Source organism: Nitrospirota bacterium (genome assembly GCA_016180645.1).
GTDB lineage: Bacteria > JACPQY01 > JACPQY01 > JACPQY01 > JACPQY01 > JACPAV01.
In genome coordinates this window covers 55,888-74,723 of sequence record JACPAV010000033.1, presented here as the reverse complement: position 1 = coordinate 74,723, position 18,836 = coordinate 55,888, and the positions used below count along the sequence as shown (strand labels likewise).

The following is an 18,836-nucleotide window of genomic DNA, read 5'->3' as shown; positions in this document are numbered from 1 at the left end:
CTCTTGGCATGATCCGTCGCTTCACACATTACTCATCACTCATCACGGCGGCAGCCTTCGCTGCCGCCTGCGGCCGCTCCGGCGGCGAGGACAGTTTCCGCATTCCCTTCACACCGGGCTCCGTGATCGACAACACCTCGGACGCAGGCATCGCCCCCTCCCTCAAATTCGACTCCAAGAAAAACGCCCACATCAGCTACTACGACGCCGGCTGCAAGGCCCTGAAATACATCGAAGGCGTCCAAGTGGAGCCGGGCCGGTTCAACTGGCAGCCTCAAGTCAAAACGGCCGAGCCGAACTACAAGGACTGCGGAAAACTGGAGAACGATCTGACGATCATCCGCGGGCAAATCGTGGACATGGGTCCGCGCTCCGGGAAAGGCGTGGGCTATTGGAACTGGCTCGTGCTGGACCGAGAAGATCGGCCCCACATCGTCTACTACGACGGGGACACCCGCCAGCTCAAGTACGCCTGGGCCATCGGCCAAGCGGGCGACGGCTCCTGGGTCTTCAAGAAAGTCTTCCTGGACTCCGAAGGCGCAATCGTCGGCAGATGGCTCACGGCCGCGATGGACGACGCAACCCCCCAGAACATCCATGTGGCCTACACGGACGGCCAGTTCAAAAAAGTGAAGTACCTCCGATGGAACCGCTCGTGGGACGAGGAATCGCAGAAAGACCGGCCCCGAATCGAGACCATCGATCTGGTCGACCTCGGAAACTTTCCCGGCACGGAGCCCGTAGGGAAACCGCTCGCCACCGCCGAGGGTTCGCGCACCGCCATCGCCCTCTCCAAACAGGATGTCTTTGTCGTCTACTATTCATCCTCGGACGGCGACCTCCGACTCGCCCGTCGAAACATCTCGGCGCCCTCCGGATCGCCGTTTGCCGTACAAATCCTGGACGATCTGCCGCCGAGCAAAGTACCGGGCAGCACGGACAAGACCGTGGGCGGAGATACGCACCAAGACAACGTCGGCACGTGGACCGCCGCCGAGATCGACTCGAAAGGCATCCTCCACATCGCGTATGCCGACGAGACGAACAAAGACCTCAAACAGATCTTGTACAACCCCTCCACCAGCCTGTGGTACCCGCGCTACAGGCGGGTAAAGAACTTCGACGTCGGGAAGAACCAGCTCCAGGTGGAACTCCCGCCGAAGGAAGACGGCACACCGGACATCCGCGTAGTCAGCGAACTGCCGATGAGCGATGTGTCCGGCACAGGCACGACCGTTCTCGAAGAATGGGCCGGCGAGATCGTGGACAACGGCTCCGGAGCAGGCACGGGGGTGGGCGCAGCCATGACGCTGGATCCCTTCAACCGCGCGATCCTGTCCTACCGCGATGGCACCACGGGCGATCTCAAGATCGCCTTCCAGGATTCACTCACACCCTCGCCCACCGGACACGCCTGGGCCACCGTTCCACTGGACAATGTGAAAACCGTGGGCATCTGGTCCTCGCTCCGCACGATCCCTGGAAAAACGCCCGAAGATTTCAAAGTGGGAATTGCCTACCAAGGCTACGAGATCCTCGAAACGGGCAGTCGGAAACATACCCTGCTCTTCCGATACTTCGAGAAGCTGGGCACCTGATGAAAATTTCAAATTTCAAATCTCAAATCTCAAATGCGGCGATGCTCGCCGCCTCGGCGGCGTGTATCGCCGCGTGCGGCCGCGCCGGCAGCCACGACTCCGTCCGCCCGCTGCCCGTCCCTTCCATCGTCGTCGATGACTCCTCGGACGCCGGCATCGGCGCCTCCCTCAAGTTCGACGTGCGCGGCATGCCCCATCTCACCTACTACGATCTCAAGGAGAAGGGGCTCAAATACATCTACTTCGCCAAGACGGCCGAAGGCGCGGGCAAGTGGATCCCCACCGTCGAATTCGACGAGGTGGACCAGTTCGGACTTCCCACCGGCCAGAAACGGACCGTCAAGGGCCAGCCCGTAGACAAGGGAACCCACAAAGAGGGCGATGGCATGGGAAAATGGAACGCCCTCAACGTGGACCCAACCGGCCGACCCCACATCGTGTACTACGACGACGACAACAAGCAGATCAAATATGCCTGGGGCTCCACCAAGCGGAAAGACGGCGTCTGGGAACACAAGATCGTGACCCTCGACTCCGAATCACGAAACGTCGGCCAGTGGATCTCCGCCGTGCTGGACGAATCGGGCAGCATCCATGCCGCCTATGTCTCGTTCGACCCCACCCGGAAAGGGGCGGTAAAGTACCTCCGGTGGGACCGGCAACGGCCCGAGGAAGGCGGCGAATGGGATCCCGCGGTGGATGGCGACAAACCGCCTGTCGCCGGAGTCCTCCTCGATCCCAACCAACTCGCCCGCGGCGATGATCCGAGCAAAACCTCCATCGCCATCTCGGCAGCCGATGCCGAACACCAGCCGGACACCGTGTACATCGTCTACTACGATCCCAACCGCGAGGGCGGCGGTCAGCCCAACGGCGATCTCAAACTCGCCCAAAAACCCGTGGTGGGCGGCGAATGGGAAATCACGACCCTTGACGATCTCCAAGCCGGCCCCCAAAGTCCGGGCGACGGCACGCCAAGCGACGTCGGCCGATGGGCCTCCGTGACCGTGGATCACCGCGGCCGCCTCCACATCAGCTACACCGATGCGCTCGCCGGCGATCTGAAATACATCGTCTACGATGCGAACCTGAAACGGTGGTACCCGCGCTTCCGCCGCATCAAGAACTTCGACCGCGGAACATTGCAAGTCAGGGAGGAAGTGGCTCCCATTGGAGATGGCCGGCCCGCGAATCTCGTGCTGGTCAGCGAAGAAAACCTCACCGAATTCAGCCAGTCGGAAGGCGAAGTTCTCCTCGAAGAATGGGTCGGCCAGATCGTGGAAGACGGCATCGATCCGGGAACCGGTCTCGAGAGCACCATCGCCATGGGACCCAACCAGCGTCCGCTCATCTCCTACCGGGATGGCGCCACCGGAGACCTCAAACTGGCCGTCCAAGTCGCCGACCCGGGAGCCGCCGAGGCGTTCTCGTGGGCCATCCAGTCGCTGGATACCCCCAAAATCGTCGGCCTGTGGTCCTCCATGGCCTCGTTCACATACTCCGAATCCGCCCTCGAAGGCTGGGTCATCGGAATCGCCTACGAAGGTTTCGATCAGTTGCCGGATACAAGCCTCCAACGGCGCCTCCTCCTCCGGCTCCTCAACCCCTTCGTAACCGACGTCTTCTGAGGTGACATGTGACAAGTGACAAAGCAACAGGCGAAGAAAGGACGATCAGGACGTTCGTGGAGACCTCGGTAGCCGCGGGCTTTAGCCCGCGCTTTCTCACCCCCAAACGAATCGCCCAAGGCGCCTTCATCCTCGCCATGCTCGCGCTCGCCGCCTGCTCCGAGGGCGCCGGCTGCGGAGGCTGCGGCGCCGCACTCCCCCCCAAGTCGGGAAAGTCCTTCGTTGATGAAGACACCAAAATCCCGCTCTCGCCGATTCCCCATCCGACCAAAGGCGGCGCCTGCGCCGATAAGTTCGGACACGATCCGGCCACCTGCAACCCCGCTCCGTTCCTCAACACGGAAGCGATCCCGTTCAGGCTCACCGCCGATCCCTCCGGCGCCGATACGGACACGGGCTTCGAAAAAATCAAGGTTCAAATCTTGGACCTCATGAAATCCGACCTCATCAAGTGGATCATCAACACAAGCATGCCCACGGACCCCGTGGCGGATATGCTCGGAGTCAAGATCTGGCTGAAGGACACCTACCCGGACCAGAACGGCCACACCTGCCCGGCCAACAGCACAGGAGACGCTAATTGCGTCTGCAATCCGTCCGACACGCAATTCTGCATGGGGAAGATCATGGACTACTCCTCGATGACACCCACTCTGCCCATTGACACGGCAAACGACACGATGAATATCAATATCCGTATCGACAATATGATCGCCGAGCTCAAGATAGACGGGTTCGGCTTCGAGCGCGGGAGGGCCACGATCGAATACCTCACCCTGTACCTGAAGCTCGACCCGGTGAAGCGCACCGACCTCTCTCCCTATCCGAGCATTCTCAGCATCGACCTGGGGGTGGATACAACCAAGGGCCTCGATAACAGCGGCATCGACGCGGGCAAGATCACGCTGGAATTGGGCGGCCTGTGCGGAGTCCCCATCATCAAAGAGATTTGCACTTTCCTCCTGAGCGCACTCATCAACGCCTTCAAGGGCCTGTTCATCGGTCAACTGGCGGGCCCCCTCATGGATCAAGTCAAAGGCATGCTCGAAGGCTCCCTCCCCATCGACGTCATGGCCCTCATGACCAGTTGGGTCCAACCCACGGCCATCCCGCAAGGCACGATTCCTGCTACGGGCGATCCCACCTGCGGCGGTGCGGAAGATCCCAAATGGTGTACGGCCGAGTGCAACCCCAACTCCGCGCGCTACTACGGCGTCCAGGGCGGCGGCAATTCGCTCGTCGGCATGGCCTTCTATCCCCACTTGGACATCGACAACAACGGCTTCCTCCTGCCATTCGACTTCGGCATGAAGCCGATCACCACGGATCTCTCCCAACTCAAGAGCTCCGAGTGCTTCGAGTCCATCGATAAGACCAGCCCGCCCAACCCCCAGACGGCCACGGCGGTGAAATTCGAATACCGAAAATTCAACGGCACCAATTACCACATGGCTTTCGGCATCTCGCAGGAACTCCTCCGCTGGATCTTCTACCAACTCTACGTCTCCGGCAGCTTCTGCATGCAGATCCCCCCGCCGGCCGCGCCCGAATCCACGGACGGTTCGACCTCTTCCACCGAAGCGTCGAGCCTCCTCGACGGCTTCGATATCACCAGCATCGCGAACCCGGCCTCCTTCGCCTTCACTCTCGGCTCGCTCGAAACGCTCTTCCCGGCCTTCAAGAATTTCCAGACCGAAGGCGGAGCCAGCCAGCCCGTCATCCTCCGCACCATCCCGAGAGGCACACCGGATGTCAAGATCGGCAACCCCCGCTGGAAAACCTCCACCACCGCCGGAACCTGCCCCGACTTCGTGTGCAACTCGAACGAAACGAAAGACAGTTGCCCCCAGGATTGCCGGACCGATTTCGAATTCTCCCTCCCCAACTTCGACGTCGACTTCATCCTGAAAAACCTGGACGGCACCGAGCAACGGCTCATGTCCCTGCGGACCCGAATGGCATACCAAGTCTCCGTGGATTACTTCACCGGCGAAGGCTTCTGCCCGAACTCGGATTTCGACAGCTCCAACTCCGATCCGGCCTGCACGCCCTCAAAGACCGTCAGCGGCAAGGATTGCACCGACTCCGCCAACTCCCCCACCTGCTGCCCGATCGGATTCGAATACGGCTGCGCGGACAACGAGTACGGCGAAATCGCCGACTGCGCCAAATGCGCCAAGTCCGATTTCAAAGATGGCGTCGCCTGCCTCGGGCTCGACGACAACGACCTCACGGACGACGATGACGCCTGCATCTCGCTCTACTTCGATTCCAAGCTGGACGTCGACAGCATCCAGTATCTCGATGTGGAGCCCGGGAAGACGCTGACGGACAGCGGCAAACGCCTCACGAGCGGCATCGCCGAACTCCTCGGCGAAATGCTCGAAATGTCCCTCTACGCGGACGTGAAGACAAAGTTCTCCATCCCCGGCATCAAGTTCAAGTTCCTCCACATGGGGCCGGAACCGATGACGAAAAACGAAGGCACCGAGGGCTCAGACGCCGATGGCAACGGCGCCAAAGACTACTTTACCGTCTACGCCCGTTTCAAACAGTTCGACATCATCGGCCTGCTCGGAACGGACCTCATCCCCTCCGACGTATGCAACGATGACGGCACGTGCCAACTCAACATCGGCGAAACGGAGCTGAACTGCCCTGACGACTGCGCCACGCGCAACAGCCAGTACTGTGCGCCCGGCGAAGAGGCCAAGTGGTACGGACCCAGCGAAGACTGCAAATGCGGCGACGGAATTTGCCAGATGGGTCAGGGCGAGAAATACACGGAGTGCGGCTCGAAGGTCTACACCGCCAATGAAAAGGGCGAGTGCACGGGAACCGCCACGAACTGCGGCTGCTCAGACTGCGGCGCCCCACCCTGTTGTGGCAACAAGTCCTGCGAAGGGTGCGAGGCCAAAGACGGCACGTGCACGGATGGGCGCACGGACTTCCACTGCACGACCGACTGCTTCGCCGGAGACAAAGTCTGCTCGGCCGGACTCGGAGAGTCGATGTTCTCGGGAGATGCCCTGTCCAAGGGCGATTGCCTCACCACCTGCTCCCCGGAGAGCAGCGGCGGCGGATTCGCCCTCTTCGCCCCGGCCCGCATGGGCGCCGGCTCCACCGTGGCCGACAGCCCCGCCGCGCCGAAAACCTTCATCGCCCTCTCAAAAAGCGGCCCCGCCCAGGAATTCATCAACCTCGACCCCAAGCAGACCGTGGCCAACGGCATCTCCCCGGCGGGCGGCGTCGTCTATGTGCTCTATGAAGACGATCGGGACACGTCGGCCAAATACACCTGGCGCGTCGACGACATGCCCTGGCAGATCTTCTCCGCTGATCCCGACCTCCACCTCGGTCCGCAGATCGAAGGTCGGCACACCTTGGAAGTCCAGGGAATCGACACCGATCGCAACATCGACTCCACACCGGCCGTCCTGAAATATGCAGTCGATTCCCAACCCCCCGTCATCCGCGTCATCGGCCCCGCCTATCCAGGGAAAGACCTCGTCCGCCTCACCGCCCATGTCACAGACTATGTATCCGAACGGAGCGACATCAATGCGGAATGGAGCCTCGACGGGGCCGCGTATCAAGCCCTGCCGCAGGACGGCCTCGTAGAACTGAGCGGGCTCGAACAAGGCAGCGCGCATGACCTCCTCGTCCGCGCCACCGATGAAGCGGACAATAAGGAATTCACCCAGTACCATTTCACCGTCGAGTACAAGTCCGACTCCTCCGAAGCCGGCATGACCTGCGGCTGCGCCGTCCTCCCCGGCTCTCCCACCGACCCCTGGAGCACCCTCCTCCCCTCCGTCTTGCTCCTCGCCTTCTTCCTTTCTCGCCGGGGGCAAGGGCAAGGGGTCAAGTCTTGACTTGGCACAACTTGCTTCATCGGCGAACCTGAGAAGTATCAAGTCAAGACTTGACCCCATGGCACATGCGCGAGCCGAATTTCATCAGCACCGGAGCGAGTAAGAGGACCGAATAACGGAAACGAGGCGAGGCGCATCCCGACCGCCACCTCCCGACCAAGCCCTCCCGAGCAGACAAGCGCCAGGCGGCGCACGCGTTTCCGGTCCTCCAAAAGCATCCATTGGGCCACGCCCCCGCCGTAGGAATGCCCTGCCACGTGCGCCCGTGGCATGCTCAGCTTACGCATCCACTGGATGAGGATGCGGGCGTGCCATGAAAGCGTGTACGGGGCGTCCGGCCTGCCGGAATAGCCGTGGCCCGCCAGATCGGGCATCAGGACTCGGAAATGCCGGGCGAGAAGGGGCGCGCACCTTCGCCACGTTCGATGGGAGTCCTAAATGCCGTGAAGGAGAATCAGCGAGTCGCCCTTTCCCATCTCACCCCACGAGATGGATGTTCCATTCACCTCCGTGAGATGGGCTCGCCCGATGGTATTCCGTTCCCTTTCAAGCGGGTCCGGAATCATGCCTGGCGCCCTTGCTTCTCTCGAAATCCCCTATGAGTCATCGGGACTGCCCTTCAAGCCATGGGGGCCATGATTTCATCCATGGGAATGATGGCGAATCCGGTCACGCGGTCCGACATGCCGTAGGGCAGGATAAGCTGATCGCCGCGCACAAGCGCTCCGCAGGTATAGAGGACATTGGGAACGTACCCCTCCCGTTCGGTCCCTTCGGGGGACATCAAGGGCTTCCGCAGCCGGCCGATCACCTTGGAAGGATCATTCCGGTCCAGCAAGAAAGCGCCGAGACAGTACTTCCGCATGGGCCCAACCCCGTGGCTCAGCACCAACCAGCCCGCCTCCGTCTCGATGGGAGACCCGCAGTTGCCCATCTTCACGAATTCCCAGGGGTGAGCGGGTGAGAGGATGAGCTGAGACTCGTTCCAAAAATGCACGTTGTCGGAATACATCAGGAAAACATTCTCGCCGTCCTGGCGCGAGAGCATGGCGAAGAGGCCTTTGATCTTGCGCGGGAAGAGGGCCATCCCTTTGTTCTGCACCCCGGGGCCGTTGAGCGTGGCGAACTTGAAGTGCAGGAAATCCTCCGTTTCAAAGAGCTGGGGAAGCACGTTGCGGCCGTCGTAGGCGGTATAGGTGGCGTAATAAACCGTGTTTCCCCCTTCGGCTCGATGCGCCGTCAGACGCACGTCCTCGATGCCGTTGCTTTGAATGGGAGTGACGGGAAAAATGATCCTTTCGGAGAGCTCCTGGTCCGGCGGAAACCGAATGTCGTAGTTGGACTGCGCCAAAAGCCACAGGCCTTTGGCGGTGTTGTCGTCCCCGATTTTTTGGCCGGGGGCCGTTTCTTGAAGCACCTCCTTGAGGCCATGCTTGAGTTCTTTGAGGGTGAAAAAGTCTCCCAGGCGGCCCATCACGCGTTCCGCCCATTCGCCGGCCAAGCCCATTTCCGCGATCTTCCGCCCAAAGAGAACTTTGTGATAAGCCGGGTTCTCAATGAGCTCGGGCTCGGTCAAGAAACGCGATGCCGGGTCCACGGAAATGCCGTTGTGCGCGTCAATAACGCCGCTGCGGAAAGAAATGGAAGATACGTGACCCTCCCCCGTCGACCGAAGGCTCAGAAGGAAGCGCAGACTTCCCTTGGGCAGCCCCGATTGGTCGGGATGGTGAAGGATGGATGGGTTGAAGAGCGCCGCGGACTCGGCCGAATATTCAAACATGAAGTAGGAGCCGATCAGCAGTTTTCGCGCTTCCGAGATGTCGCCTCCCGGGGGCAGGAAATGTTCCAGGTGGTGAAACCTCGCCAAGAGGCGCTTGATCAGCCACCGATGGCGGGAGGAAAACTCCTGCAGGACCCGATCAAGAACGCGCTGGACATCCTGCTCCGGAAGCGCCTGCGCCCGACGGATGATCCTGACGTATTCCTCATCGGAGGCGAACCCCAGAGGCCGCAGGACTACCCGGTTTTGGTCCGGGGCCAACCGGATCTCCGTCCGGCGGATGTGGATGGGTGTTTGTTTGAGGGAGGACCGTTTCATTCAAGAGGGCGGCGAGTTCTTGAAGGCGGCCAGTTCGTTGTGCACCCGCTGCATCTCCGCCAGAGAAACGAGGAACGCCAGGGTGGATTCGGCCCCCTGGTTCTGGTTCACGCGGTCCACGTGGAGCCCGTCCCGGCATCCGCCCGTATTGGGGTCGTAGAGGAAAAGGCCCAAGTCGTTGCGTCCCAAGAACCAGTCGAAGGCGCGGCGCGCCTGGCTGAACCAATAGTCATCCGAGGTGCATCGGTAAGCCTCCAAACAGGCGGACACCATGGCCTGAGCCTCGATGGGTTGCTGGTCGAAATTCGCCCGCTCGCCACCGCGTTTATAAAAACCGTTGGAGCCGATGGGCCGCAGATAGCCCCCTTCGGAGGTCTGGATCTTGGTGAGCCAGCGCAGGGTATTCAGGCCCATCTCGAGCACGTCGGCACGGGAGGTTTCCCTTCCGCTCAAAATCAGCGCGTGGGGAAGCCCGGCGTTCATATAAGTCACCGAGTCCTCGAACCAAGGCCACTCGGGGGTGGCGGTGCGATGGTAGAGACCCATCAGAAGGTCGGTGAGGGCGTCCCGGAGCTGGCTGACCTGCCGGTCTCCGTTAAATCGTCGCAGGTATTCGTGGGCGCCGATCAAGGCCATCGCCCAAGCCCGGGGCGAGCTGAATCCCGTCACAGGAGAGAGCGCCTGTGCGAAGACCTGTCCCGCCAGGACTTGAAAGCCGGAGTTTCTTGATCGGCCCACGCAGGTTCCCAGGGCCGCCAGCGCGCGGCCGCAACAGTCCTCGGATATGGTTTCATCCTTCCATGACCGGTTGAATCCCATGATGTTCCGAAAACGCTTCAGCTTCGGGTCGAAGGCGTATTGCAGGAAGGCAGCGTAGGTGGTGGCGGCGTCCAAGAGACGGGAGGAATCCATCCCCAACTCCTCCAGAAGAACCGTCAAAATCAGGGCGCGGGCATTATCGTCGGTACAGTACCCGGTGTGGAAGTTCGGCACCGCCGCGATGGCGTGCTGAAAGAGGCCGGTGGAGTCGGTCATCCGGTAGAGGTGGTCCAACTTCATTTCGGGCAGCCCTGTGAGCTGCTTGTCCAGCGTCTTCACCGTGAAAAGCTTTCGGGTCAAGCCGGCCCGTTCATTCCGGGCCTTCTCAAAAACCTGCATGTAGGAACAGGCCACGTTGCCCCACACCATCTCCCGCCCCATTTTGTATGCGTTCTTGCGCAGGGCGTTGCGCCGGGTATCGTCCGACAAAAGCCCCACCACCTCCCGGGCGATGGCGCCCGGATCGTTGAAGGGCACCAATACCCCCCGATGATCAGCCAAGAGCTCCCGTGCGTACCAATAGGGAGTGGACACCACCGCCTTGCCCGCGCCGAAACAATAGGCCAGAGTCCCGGACACGATCTGGGTTTCGTCCAAATAGGGGGTGACGTAGATGTCCGCAGCGCCGATGAACTCCTTGAGCTCGGCCAAATCCACGAAGCGGTTGTAAAAGATCACATTCTTCTTGACGCCGTTCTTTTCGGCCAGCAATTCCAGGCCCAGGCGGTAGGACTCGCCCGTCTCCCGCAAAAGGTGCGGATGGGTGGCTCCCAAGATGATGTAAACCACGTCGGGGCGTTCCGCCACGATCTTGGGAAGGGCGTTAAGCATGTTCTCAATTCCCTTGTTGGGAGAAAGCAGACCGAACGTCAAGAGAACCTGCTTGCCTTCCACGCCGAAGAGATCCTTGTAGAAAGCGGAATCCACAAAAGAGGTCTCGGGAATGCCGTGGGGAATCATGTCTATTTTGGCGGCGGGGGCATGGTAAACTCCCTTCAGGAATTCCTCCGCCTTATGGGACATCACCACCACGCGGGTGGAGAGCTGGATCAGTTCCTGCATCACCCGTTTTTGATCGGCGTTGGGTCCTTTGAGCACGGTGTGGAGCGTGGTGACGATAGGCAGATCCACTTCGCGCAGGAGCGCTAGAAGGTACCCGCCCGCCGGTCCTCCGTAAATACCGTACTCATGTTGGACACAAAGCACATCCACGTCGCTGATACCCAAAAAATCCGCCGCCCGCCGATACGAGGCCAAGTTCTGCTCCTCAATTTCAAAACGGACATCGTGGGGGTAGTCGTAGCCCCCCTCGATGTCGTTCACGGGCACGGCGAAGCACTGTACCTTCGGGAACTGGGCCGTCACGGACGTGCACAAATCCGTTGTGAAGGTGGCGATACCGCAGAGCCGGGGCAGGTAGTTCCCTACAAAGGCGATCGTGCGGATTTCGGAACGGGGCTTCATAAGGTCAAAGATGTATATCTGCCATCAATCATGACATCGTCAGGATCTGGGCCGCAGTGAATCATGAGCCCGGACAGTGTACTCCATCAGCGCTTCGTTTGAGAAGTTTCCAAAATAATACTATGACGGTTAGCGGATGGCCATGCCGACGTTGGGTTGGCCGCCTCCGAATGTGTTAGACAATAGACAGCGGCCGAGGGCGCTCCCACCTCTGCAAGGCCGCCGACAAGTCCCATCGTGGACAAGCCGTTTGCTCGCTGATGCGGGAATTCCCGGTCGCGTACAGATAGAAAGGGTGACACCATGAGCTTCTCTTCTTTTGACTTCGATCCCAGGATCGTTGCGGGCATCCGCGCGCTGGGCTATTCCAAACCGACGCCCATCCAGCTGCAATCCATCGCACCCATCCTCCAGGGCCGCGACGTCATGGGCCTGGCGCAGACGGGGACCGGAAAGACCGCGGCCTTCGCCCTCCCCATACTTCAGCACCTGCTTACGGGCCCGCGCGGCGTCACCCGGGCGCTGATCCTCGCGCCAACGCGCGAGCTGGCCGACCAGATCGCGGATGTTTTTCGCGAGCTCGGCCGGCAGACGGGACTGCGCAGCCTGACGGTGTACGGCGGGGTCGGCGCCGGCCCCCAGGTCACCGGCCTCGGGAACGGCGTCGAAATCGTCGTGGCCTGCCCGGGGCGCCTGCTCGACCATATGCAGCACGGTGCCTTCAAGCCATCGCACCTGGATGTCCTCGTGATCGATGAAGCCGACCGCATGTTTGACATGGGCTTCCTGCCCGACATCCGCCGAATCCTCAAGCAACTCCCGGCCAATCGGCAGACGTTGCTCTTCTCGGCCACGATGCCGGACGACATCCGCCGGCTCGCGCACGAGATCCTCCGCCAACCGGTCACCGTCCAAGTCGACCATACCGTGCCACTGGCGACGGTTTCCCACGCCCTTTACCCGGTGGTCGAGCACCTGAAGCCCGCGCTGCTGGCGAGGCTGCTGGAGCAGACCGCCGGGTCGTCCGTGCTGGTTTTCACTCGCACCAAGCACCGCGCCAAGCGTCTGGCAAGGAATCTTCAGGACAAGGGCCGGGAGGTTGCCTGCTTGCAGGGTAATCTCTCGCAGAACCGGCGAAAGGCCGCGCTCGATGGCTTCCGGGAGGGTCGCTACAATATCCTCGTCGCCACCGACATCGCCTCGCGCGGCATCGACATCTCCCAGATTACGCACGTGATCAATTTCGACGTTCCCGACACGACCGATGCCTACACCCACCGCATCGGTCGCACGGGCCGCGCCGCAAAGACCGGCGATGCCTTCACGCTGGTGACCCATCAGGACGAGTCCATGGTGCGCGACATCGAGCGAGCGCTGGGCGCACGCCTCGAGCGCCGAAAGATCGAGGGGTTCGATTATTCCGCCAAGCAGTCCGCCGCCCCCGCGCGCGCGGCCCATCCAACGCACCCACCTAGGCGCGCCCCCGGTCACCCCGGCGGGAAGCCCCTCCACGCGGCGCAGCCGTCCCACGCGCCAAGCCACCCGCGACAGCCTGAGCCGGGGAAAAGCCCCGGCGGCGGGTTCCATGGCCGTTTCGGGCGGTCCAGGTTCCGCGCGCGCCGCCGCCACAGATAGGTCGTACGAGTAGGCCGAAGGTCAGGCGTGGCATTGAGAGCGTCTAACGGAATGCCGATTCGTAGGGGAGCATCTTCAGATGCTCCCTCCTGTCCTTGCCTCCTCGTAGGGGAGCACCTTCAGGTGCTCCCTCTTGGTTGCTCCCTCCTGTCGGGAGGGTCTGAAGACCCTCCCCTTCGCATTCTGTTAGACGCTCTCAATACCTAAATCAGCGGAATCCGACTGGGTGCTTCGCCAGGCGGCAGGTGGCGCGGAACCGATGGCAAACGGCTACTTCCCCATACTGGCGAACGCGCTGAAGCCAAGCATCGGCCGGCCGGATCCATTCCAATCCGGCTCATAGACCGGGAAATAGCCCACGTGGTTCCAGAGCGAATGGCCCCTCCGTCGCCAAAACTCGATTCTCCCGTCGTCAGAATCCCTACCTTGCCCCTCGGTGGCGCCGGCCACAATCGCGCCGATGAACAATCCCGCTCCGCTTCCAATGGATGTCGCGGCCGCCACCGGCTTCGCCCGGACAGTGGCGATTCCCGCAACTACGCTTCCCAACGCAGCGCCCGACAAGCCCCCAACATTCATGATTTGAAGCCCCCGCACCGATCTTTCGCTGCCGGCCATCGCCAACGAAGCACCCACTAAGCCGATGTCACTTCCCGCGAGGCATAGCGTCGTAATTCGACGCGAAGACAGTTCCCCCGCGATTCCGCCCCAAAACGGAATCCACGCCCCCCCAAAATCCACCGCTCACGGCAAGCGCCGTTTTCATCGGCGGTACATCCAGCCTGAGGGCCGCGCCCATCGAAATCAAACCGGCGGTCGATGTACCCACGAAGCTCGCCCCGGCAATCTGACGATTCTTCGCGTCGGCCGCCACGCTCGAACCGATGCCCTGCCAAAAGCCCCAAGCCGTCCCGGCGACAATCAACGAAGCATCCCTATCCTCGGATCGGCGCAAGTGGACTGCCCTTGTCCACATTGGCTGAATGGGGTAGGATGACTCCTAGATGTTCAACGGCGACCATTGGACGGCCGCGATCGTTTCTGCGCTGATTTCCGCTCAGCTCAATAACATTTCGGCAACGGTTTTTCTTCATCGGTGCATGGCGCACCGGTCCTTGGACCTCCATCCGGCCGCCGCTCATTTCATGCGCTTCTGGATCTGGCTCACGACGGGAATGGTGACGAAGGAGTGGGTCGCCGTTCACCGCAAGCACCACGCGTTTGTCGATCGCGAGGGCGATCCTCATTCCCCCAAGGTGGAAGGGTTCTGGAACATTTTCTTGAGAGGCGTGGTCTACTACCGCCGCGCCAGCCGCGATCCGGAGGTCCTCGAGAAATATGGCCGCGGAACACCGGAAGATTGGATCGAAAAAAGAATCTACACCCCTCTTAATATCGTTGGCGTCCTGCTTCTCCTCGCGATCTGCTGCGCGGTTTTCGGGTGGCTCCCCGGTCTCATCGCGTGGCTGATCCAAATTCTCTGGCATCCCTTCCTCGGCAACAGCCTGATCAACGGCGTGGGGCATTACTTCGGCTATCGCAATCACCCCACGGACGACGCCAGCCGCAACCTCTGGCCTTGGGCAATCGTGGCCGGGGGTGAGGAGCTGCACAACAATCATCACCGCTACCCCCGGTCGGCCCGATTCTCGGAACACTGGTGGGAATTCGATCTCGGTTGGACGGCCGTCCACGCTCTCCGCAAAGCGGGGCTGGCGGGCGCCATCTACGTCCGGGATCGAAGCTACGCGGAAATCAAGTCCGTCCGATGGATCGGCCGGATGGAGAGTACGCTTCAGCTATGGACTGAAACGCTTCATCATCTCGCCGGGGATTCCAAGCTCAGCCTTCCCGAAAAACGGATTCGACTCGCCGGACACCTCGCCGAAGGCATGCGCAATCTCGAGCGAGGCTATTTCAAGCTCCAATCCGAAATGCAGCCCCATTGCGAGAAGGTCGTTTCGGAGTTCATGGACCGGATGCAGCGGGCCTACGATCAATGGGTCGCCGTACTCCCCGTTCCCGTCCCGGCGTAAGAGCCTCTACTCTTGTCCTTGCCTCCTCGTAGGGGAGCACCTTCAGGTGCTCCCTCTTGGTTGCTCCCTCTTGTCGGGAGGGTCTGAAGACCCTCCCCTACGCATTCTGCTAGAGGCTCTAAGTTCCCATAGAGGCCAAGCCTCGATAGCTGCTCTCGGTTTCGACCTCGAAACCTACTTCGAAGCGATGAGCGTGGAGAAGGACGCTTCGGTCGTGGCCAGCTTGCTTGCGAGGGACGTGTAGAAGCCCGCCGCATCGAACTCGCCGGAGTCGCCGAGCAGGTGGTTGGTCTCGTCCAAGTGATTCGCCGGCAACTTGTCGCTCACCACCGTGCCCCAGTGGGTCGAAGATTGCTCCACCATCCCGTCGCTCTTTTCCGGCAGGAAAATCACTGACGTACCTGCCAGGAGAATATCGGCGGGGTCGAGGGTCAAATGAAACGTCGTCACGCCCGCGTAGGAAAAGTACGGCACGCCGGGCAGGTCTTTCACAATCTCGTTGAATGCGGCGCCGGTGTTGGTGCCGCCGCCGTCGGTGAAGTCGCTTGTCAGGTTCCAGAGCGCCGTCACCACGTCCTGCGGAAGATCGATCCGGCCGTTCGTGATTGTTCCACCGATGCTGCTGATGAACGCGTTGAGGACCGGAGTGTATTTTCCAAATCGGACGGCCTCCCAGGCGAGGTCGGCGATCTTGGTCCCGTGGTGGGGGGCTGCGATGCTCGTCACCGACGCCACTTTGTCCTTCCCCAGAAGCAGCGTGGCGGCGTACCGGATGTCCAACCCGCCCATGCTGTGTCCGACCAGATGCACTTTCTTGGCGCCCGTGATCGCCAGGATCTTCTCGACCTGCGTGGAAAGCTGCTTCGCGCGAACTTCAACGCTGTTGAACGAACTCTCTTCGGTCATGAATACCTGATAGCCCTGCGCCTTCAGAAGATTCTCGACGCCGTAGAAATACGGAATACCCGCGAGGAAATCGAAGCCGCCGAAGCCGTGGACGAAAACGATCGGATACTTATTCTTGGGCTGAGTCGGGGTCGGAGTCGTTCCGCCTCCGCAACTGCCTTCCGAAGCGTTCATGAGAGACACCGCCATCATCGCGATTCCGATTGCCTTCGTCCAGCTCTTCATGTTCATGAAGAACATAAATGCAATGCGGATGCCACATCAACACGCGCCAAGCCTGTAATTATCTATAATTACATTATATACCATGCGCATATTGATCTTTCGGCCGATCGAACACGCATGATGTATATATAATATACACAACAATGCAATGCTAATATTCCAATAAACTACAAATACTTATAAGTATATACACTTACCAATATGTACTATGGCACGAATTGATATTTGTCTGATTACAGCTACTTGTAACTTGTTCTTGACGACTAGGAAGTATACTTCTACCTGACGAGCGGGCGCGTCGAACGCTTGTTGATCCAGCCCTCCTGGCCGTTGGGCAGTCGCACCTTGAGCCAGTCACCTTTCTGATCGAGTAGCGGCACTTTCGATTTCGGCTTCACCGTTCCGACGACACTTCCGCCGGTGAGCGGTCCGCCCGGAACAGAGAATGCCTCCACGGGTTTCTTATCTACGATTTCCACAAGCGGACCTGATGGAGCCGCCGGGCCCGCCGGAGTTGCCGATGGCGTGGGCGCGGGAGAAGGGGCGCCCGGCGCGGGCGTCGTTGGAGGCGCTGCCGGGGCGGCAGGCCGGGAATCGGGCGGGGCGGATTGACCGGCGAGAATCGTAAACTCCACTCGGCGATTCTTGCTCCGCCCTTCCGCCGATTCGTTGTCGGCGAGGGGAACCGTATCCGCATACCCCTTTGCTTCCAAGCGCGATTCATCCACACCCTTGGACTCCAAGTACTTCGTCACGGCCTCCGCTCGATCCTGCGAGAGCTCAATATTCCGTTTCCGGCCGCCCACGTTGTCCGTGTGCCCTTCCACGCGCACGCGGAACTGCGGATACTTCTTCATGACGTCCACCACGGCATCCAGGATGGAATACGACACAGGCAGAATGTCCGCCGCCCCGGTGCGGAAATTAACCTTTTCATAGATGACGATCTTGTCCTGGGTGACGCGGACTTTCTCCCTGGGCTCAAGGACAATGAGGATCTGGGTCGGCTTGTCGGTCTGAATCGCAACGTCTTTCACGTAAGGTTTGAACCCCTGGCTCTCGGCCATGACCGAGTGATCGCCTTCCTCAAGCGCGATTGAGAACTGGCCTGTGGCCGGACTCGTCCCCGTTCGCCCCCGGTCCCGATCCACGGTGATGACCGCCACGAGCGGATTCCCGTTCGGATCTTCCACGCGCCCTTCGAGCGTACCCAGGACAATGTCGGGAATCTTCGCGATCTGAATGTTGAGTTCAACCGTTTCAGTGGCTTTGATCTCCGCCTCGGCGTTCTGCGGGTGGTACCCGGGCCGCTCGATCTTCATGCTGTAGGCCCCCGGCTTGAGGTTCTGCACGAGGTACGTCCCCTTCTCGGGATCGCTGGCCACGGCCGGTATGTCCGGCGGATCCACGAAGCTGATGACGGCGCCTCCTACGGGCGCCTGCGTCGCCTCATCCGTCACGATCCCTCGGATTTGGGCGAGTTTCTTGACGACACGTTTCACGCGAGCCCGCTTCGGTAGGTCCGTGTAGCTCATGCCGAAAACATAGGTGAGGTCGGGCACCAGTTTTTCCGATCGCTCCTCTGTGAAGGCAATCGGCTCCGTGAGCTGGCCGAGCCGCACAGCCAGGTCAATCACAAGGTTCTCGAACGGCAGCAGTCGCAGTCCCGGGGTCAAGTAGAGCGGGTTGTTCCGGAATTGGATCTTGAAGGGCTGTTCGTCATCGTCGAGGATCGTGGAATCCGTGTCGTACGACAGCGACCCCTCCGCCACGAACGCCACAGGAGTGCGGATGACCTCGAACCCCGCGCCGGCCAGATACTGGTCCTCCCCGTTCACGCCCAGGGCGAAACGCTCGGACATCGGAACGGGAAACTTGCGCTTCGCCAGCAGGTTCTCGCTCCGATCCATTGCATAGCCCCCGTTCAGGTGCACCCGGAAACCGATCGATTCCTCGGATTTCCCCTCGGCAAAGTCGAGCGTGATGAGCGCCCTCCCCGCGCCGCCGGTGGCAGACCCATCGTAGGAACCGGATTCCTCTCCCGTCAGAAAAAACCCGAATGCGTTGATACCGGTGTAGAGCGGCCCCCAGGGGTTGAGCGAGTACTTGAATCCCACCGCGACGTCGCCCGCGGCCTGAACCTGGCGGCTCTCGTTGACCTGCGTGTCCTTCACGCGATCGGAGGTGACCTTCCCCATGAGGGAGAATTCGAAGCCGGATTCCATGCCGAGCTGCTCCGTTGTCTCAAACGGGGCTACCGTGAAGGAGAGAAAGGCATCCTGCTTGGCGTGGTTGATGGTCGGAGATAGAAATTGGTCCTGCTTGAAATAGGTCGAGAAGAGGCTTACCCCCACGCCCCCTTTGGGAAAGCGGTCGGCGGAATAAACATCGTAGAGTCCCGTTTGACCGATGAGCGTCGGCCCCAGGAGCGGCGTCTCTTTGCCCCGCTTGCGGAAGGTTCGGGAAATGAACTCCTTCTGGGCGAAGGCCGTCTCCAACGGCAGCGCCAAGAGGATGGCAACAATGAAAGTTAGACGACGAAATGGGGGCAT

At 60.7% G+C, this 18,836-nt stretch carries 12 protein-coding genes; 5 read left to right on the top strand and 7 right to left on the bottom strand.

Annotated elements, in window-relative coordinates; genetic code table 11:
* Positions 1 to 8 precede the first annotated feature (8 nt).
* The 3 genes from HYT87_17045 to HYT87_17035 are packed head-to-tail and all read left to right on the top strand — an operon-like array spanning position 9 to position 7,101.
* Complete coding sequence (locus HYT87_17045; protein MBI2061448.1) at positions 9 to 1,598, top strand: hypothetical protein; 1,590 nt, start codon at positions 9 to 11, stop codon at positions 1,596 to 1,598.
* Positions 1,598 to 3,226, top strand: a complete 1,629-nt coding sequence (locus HYT87_17040; protein MBI2061447.1) for a hypothetical protein — start codon at positions 1,598 to 1,600, stop codon at positions 3,224 to 3,226. Before HYT87_17045 ends, HYT87_17040 begins: the two co-directional genes overlap by 1 nt.
* Before the next feature lie 8 nt (positions 3,227 to 3,234).
* Positions 3,235 to 7,101, top strand: coding sequence for a hypothetical protein (locus HYT87_17035; GenBank protein ID MBI2061446.1), 3,867 nt, complete (start codon positions 3,235 to 3,237; stop codon positions 7,099 to 7,101).
* A gap of 38 nt (positions 7,102 to 7,139) precedes the next feature.
* Here the strand turns inward: HYT87_17035 and HYT87_17030 are convergent, their stop codons facing one another.
* The 3 genes from HYT87_17030 to HYT87_17020 all read right to left on the bottom strand — a co-directional run bounded on the left by HYT87_17030 (position 7,140) and on the right by HYT87_17020 (position 11,482).
* Positions 7,140 to 7,478, bottom strand: a complete 339-nt coding sequence (locus HYT87_17030) for an alpha/beta fold hydrolase (protein ID MBI2061445.1) — start codon at positions 7,476 to 7,478, stop codon at positions 7,140 to 7,142.
* A gap of 242 nt (positions 7,479 to 7,720) precedes the next feature.
* On the bottom strand, positions 7,721 to 9,169 hold the full coding sequence (locus tag HYT87_17025) for a glycoside hydrolase family 130 protein (protein ID MBI2061444.1): 1,449 nt from the start codon (positions 9,167 to 9,169) through the stop codon (positions 7,721 to 7,723).
* Between the two features lie 30 nt (positions 9,170 to 9,199).
* The gene (locus HYT87_17020; GenBank protein MBI2061443.1) at positions 9,200 to 11,482 is read right to left on the bottom strand and encodes a glycosyltransferase family 4 protein; all 2,283 of its coding nucleotides are present in this window, start codon (positions 11,480 to 11,482) and stop codon (positions 9,200 to 9,202) included.
* Between the two features lie 303 nt (positions 11,483 to 11,785).
* Between HYT87_17020 and HYT87_17015 the strand changes: the two genes are divergently transcribed.
* Positions 11,786 to 13,117: a DEAD/DEAH box helicase gene (locus HYT87_17015; GenBank protein MBI2061442.1), complete on the top strand. Its 1,332-nt coding sequence runs from the start codon at positions 11,786 to 11,788 to the stop codon at positions 13,115 to 13,117.
* A 270-nt stretch (positions 13,118 to 13,387) separates the two neighbouring features.
* Here HYT87_17015 and HYT87_17010 read toward each other — a convergent pair whose 3' ends face one another.
* Both HYT87_17010 and HYT87_17005 read right to left on the bottom strand, forming a co-directional pair.
* The gene (locus HYT87_17010) at positions 13,388 to 13,714 is read right to left on the bottom strand and encodes a hypothetical protein (protein MBI2061441.1); all 327 of its coding nucleotides are present in this window, start codon (positions 13,712 to 13,714) and stop codon (positions 13,388 to 13,390) included.
* 49 nt (positions 13,715 to 13,763) lie between these two features.
* Complete coding sequence (locus HYT87_17005) at positions 13,764 to 14,042, bottom strand: hypothetical protein (GenBank protein ID MBI2061440.1); 279 nt, start codon at positions 14,040 to 14,042, stop codon at positions 13,764 to 13,766.
* A 79-nt stretch (positions 14,043 to 14,121) separates the two neighbouring features.
* Between HYT87_17005 and HYT87_17000 the strand changes: the two genes are divergently transcribed.
* Positions 14,122 to 15,153 carry a fatty acid desaturase gene (locus tag HYT87_17000; protein ID MBI2061439.1) on the top strand — a complete coding sequence of 344 codons (1,032 nt, stop codon included), beginning with the start codon at positions 14,122 to 14,124 and terminating at the stop codon, positions 15,151 to 15,153.
* Positions 15,154 to 15,327: 174 nt separating this feature from the next.
* Here the strand turns inward: HYT87_17000 and HYT87_16995 are convergent, their stop codons facing one another.
* Together HYT87_16995 and HYT87_16990 are read right to left on the bottom strand one after the other, a co-directional pair.
* Positions 15,328 to 16,284, bottom strand: a complete 957-nt coding sequence (locus HYT87_16995; GenBank protein ID MBI2061438.1) for a triacylglycerol lipase — start codon at positions 16,282 to 16,284, stop codon at positions 15,328 to 15,330.
* Between the two features lie 278 nt (positions 16,285 to 16,562).
* Positions 16,563 to 18,836, bottom strand: coding sequence for an OmpA family protein (locus HYT87_16990; protein MBI2061437.1), 2,274 nt, complete (start codon positions 18,834 to 18,836; stop codon positions 16,563 to 16,565).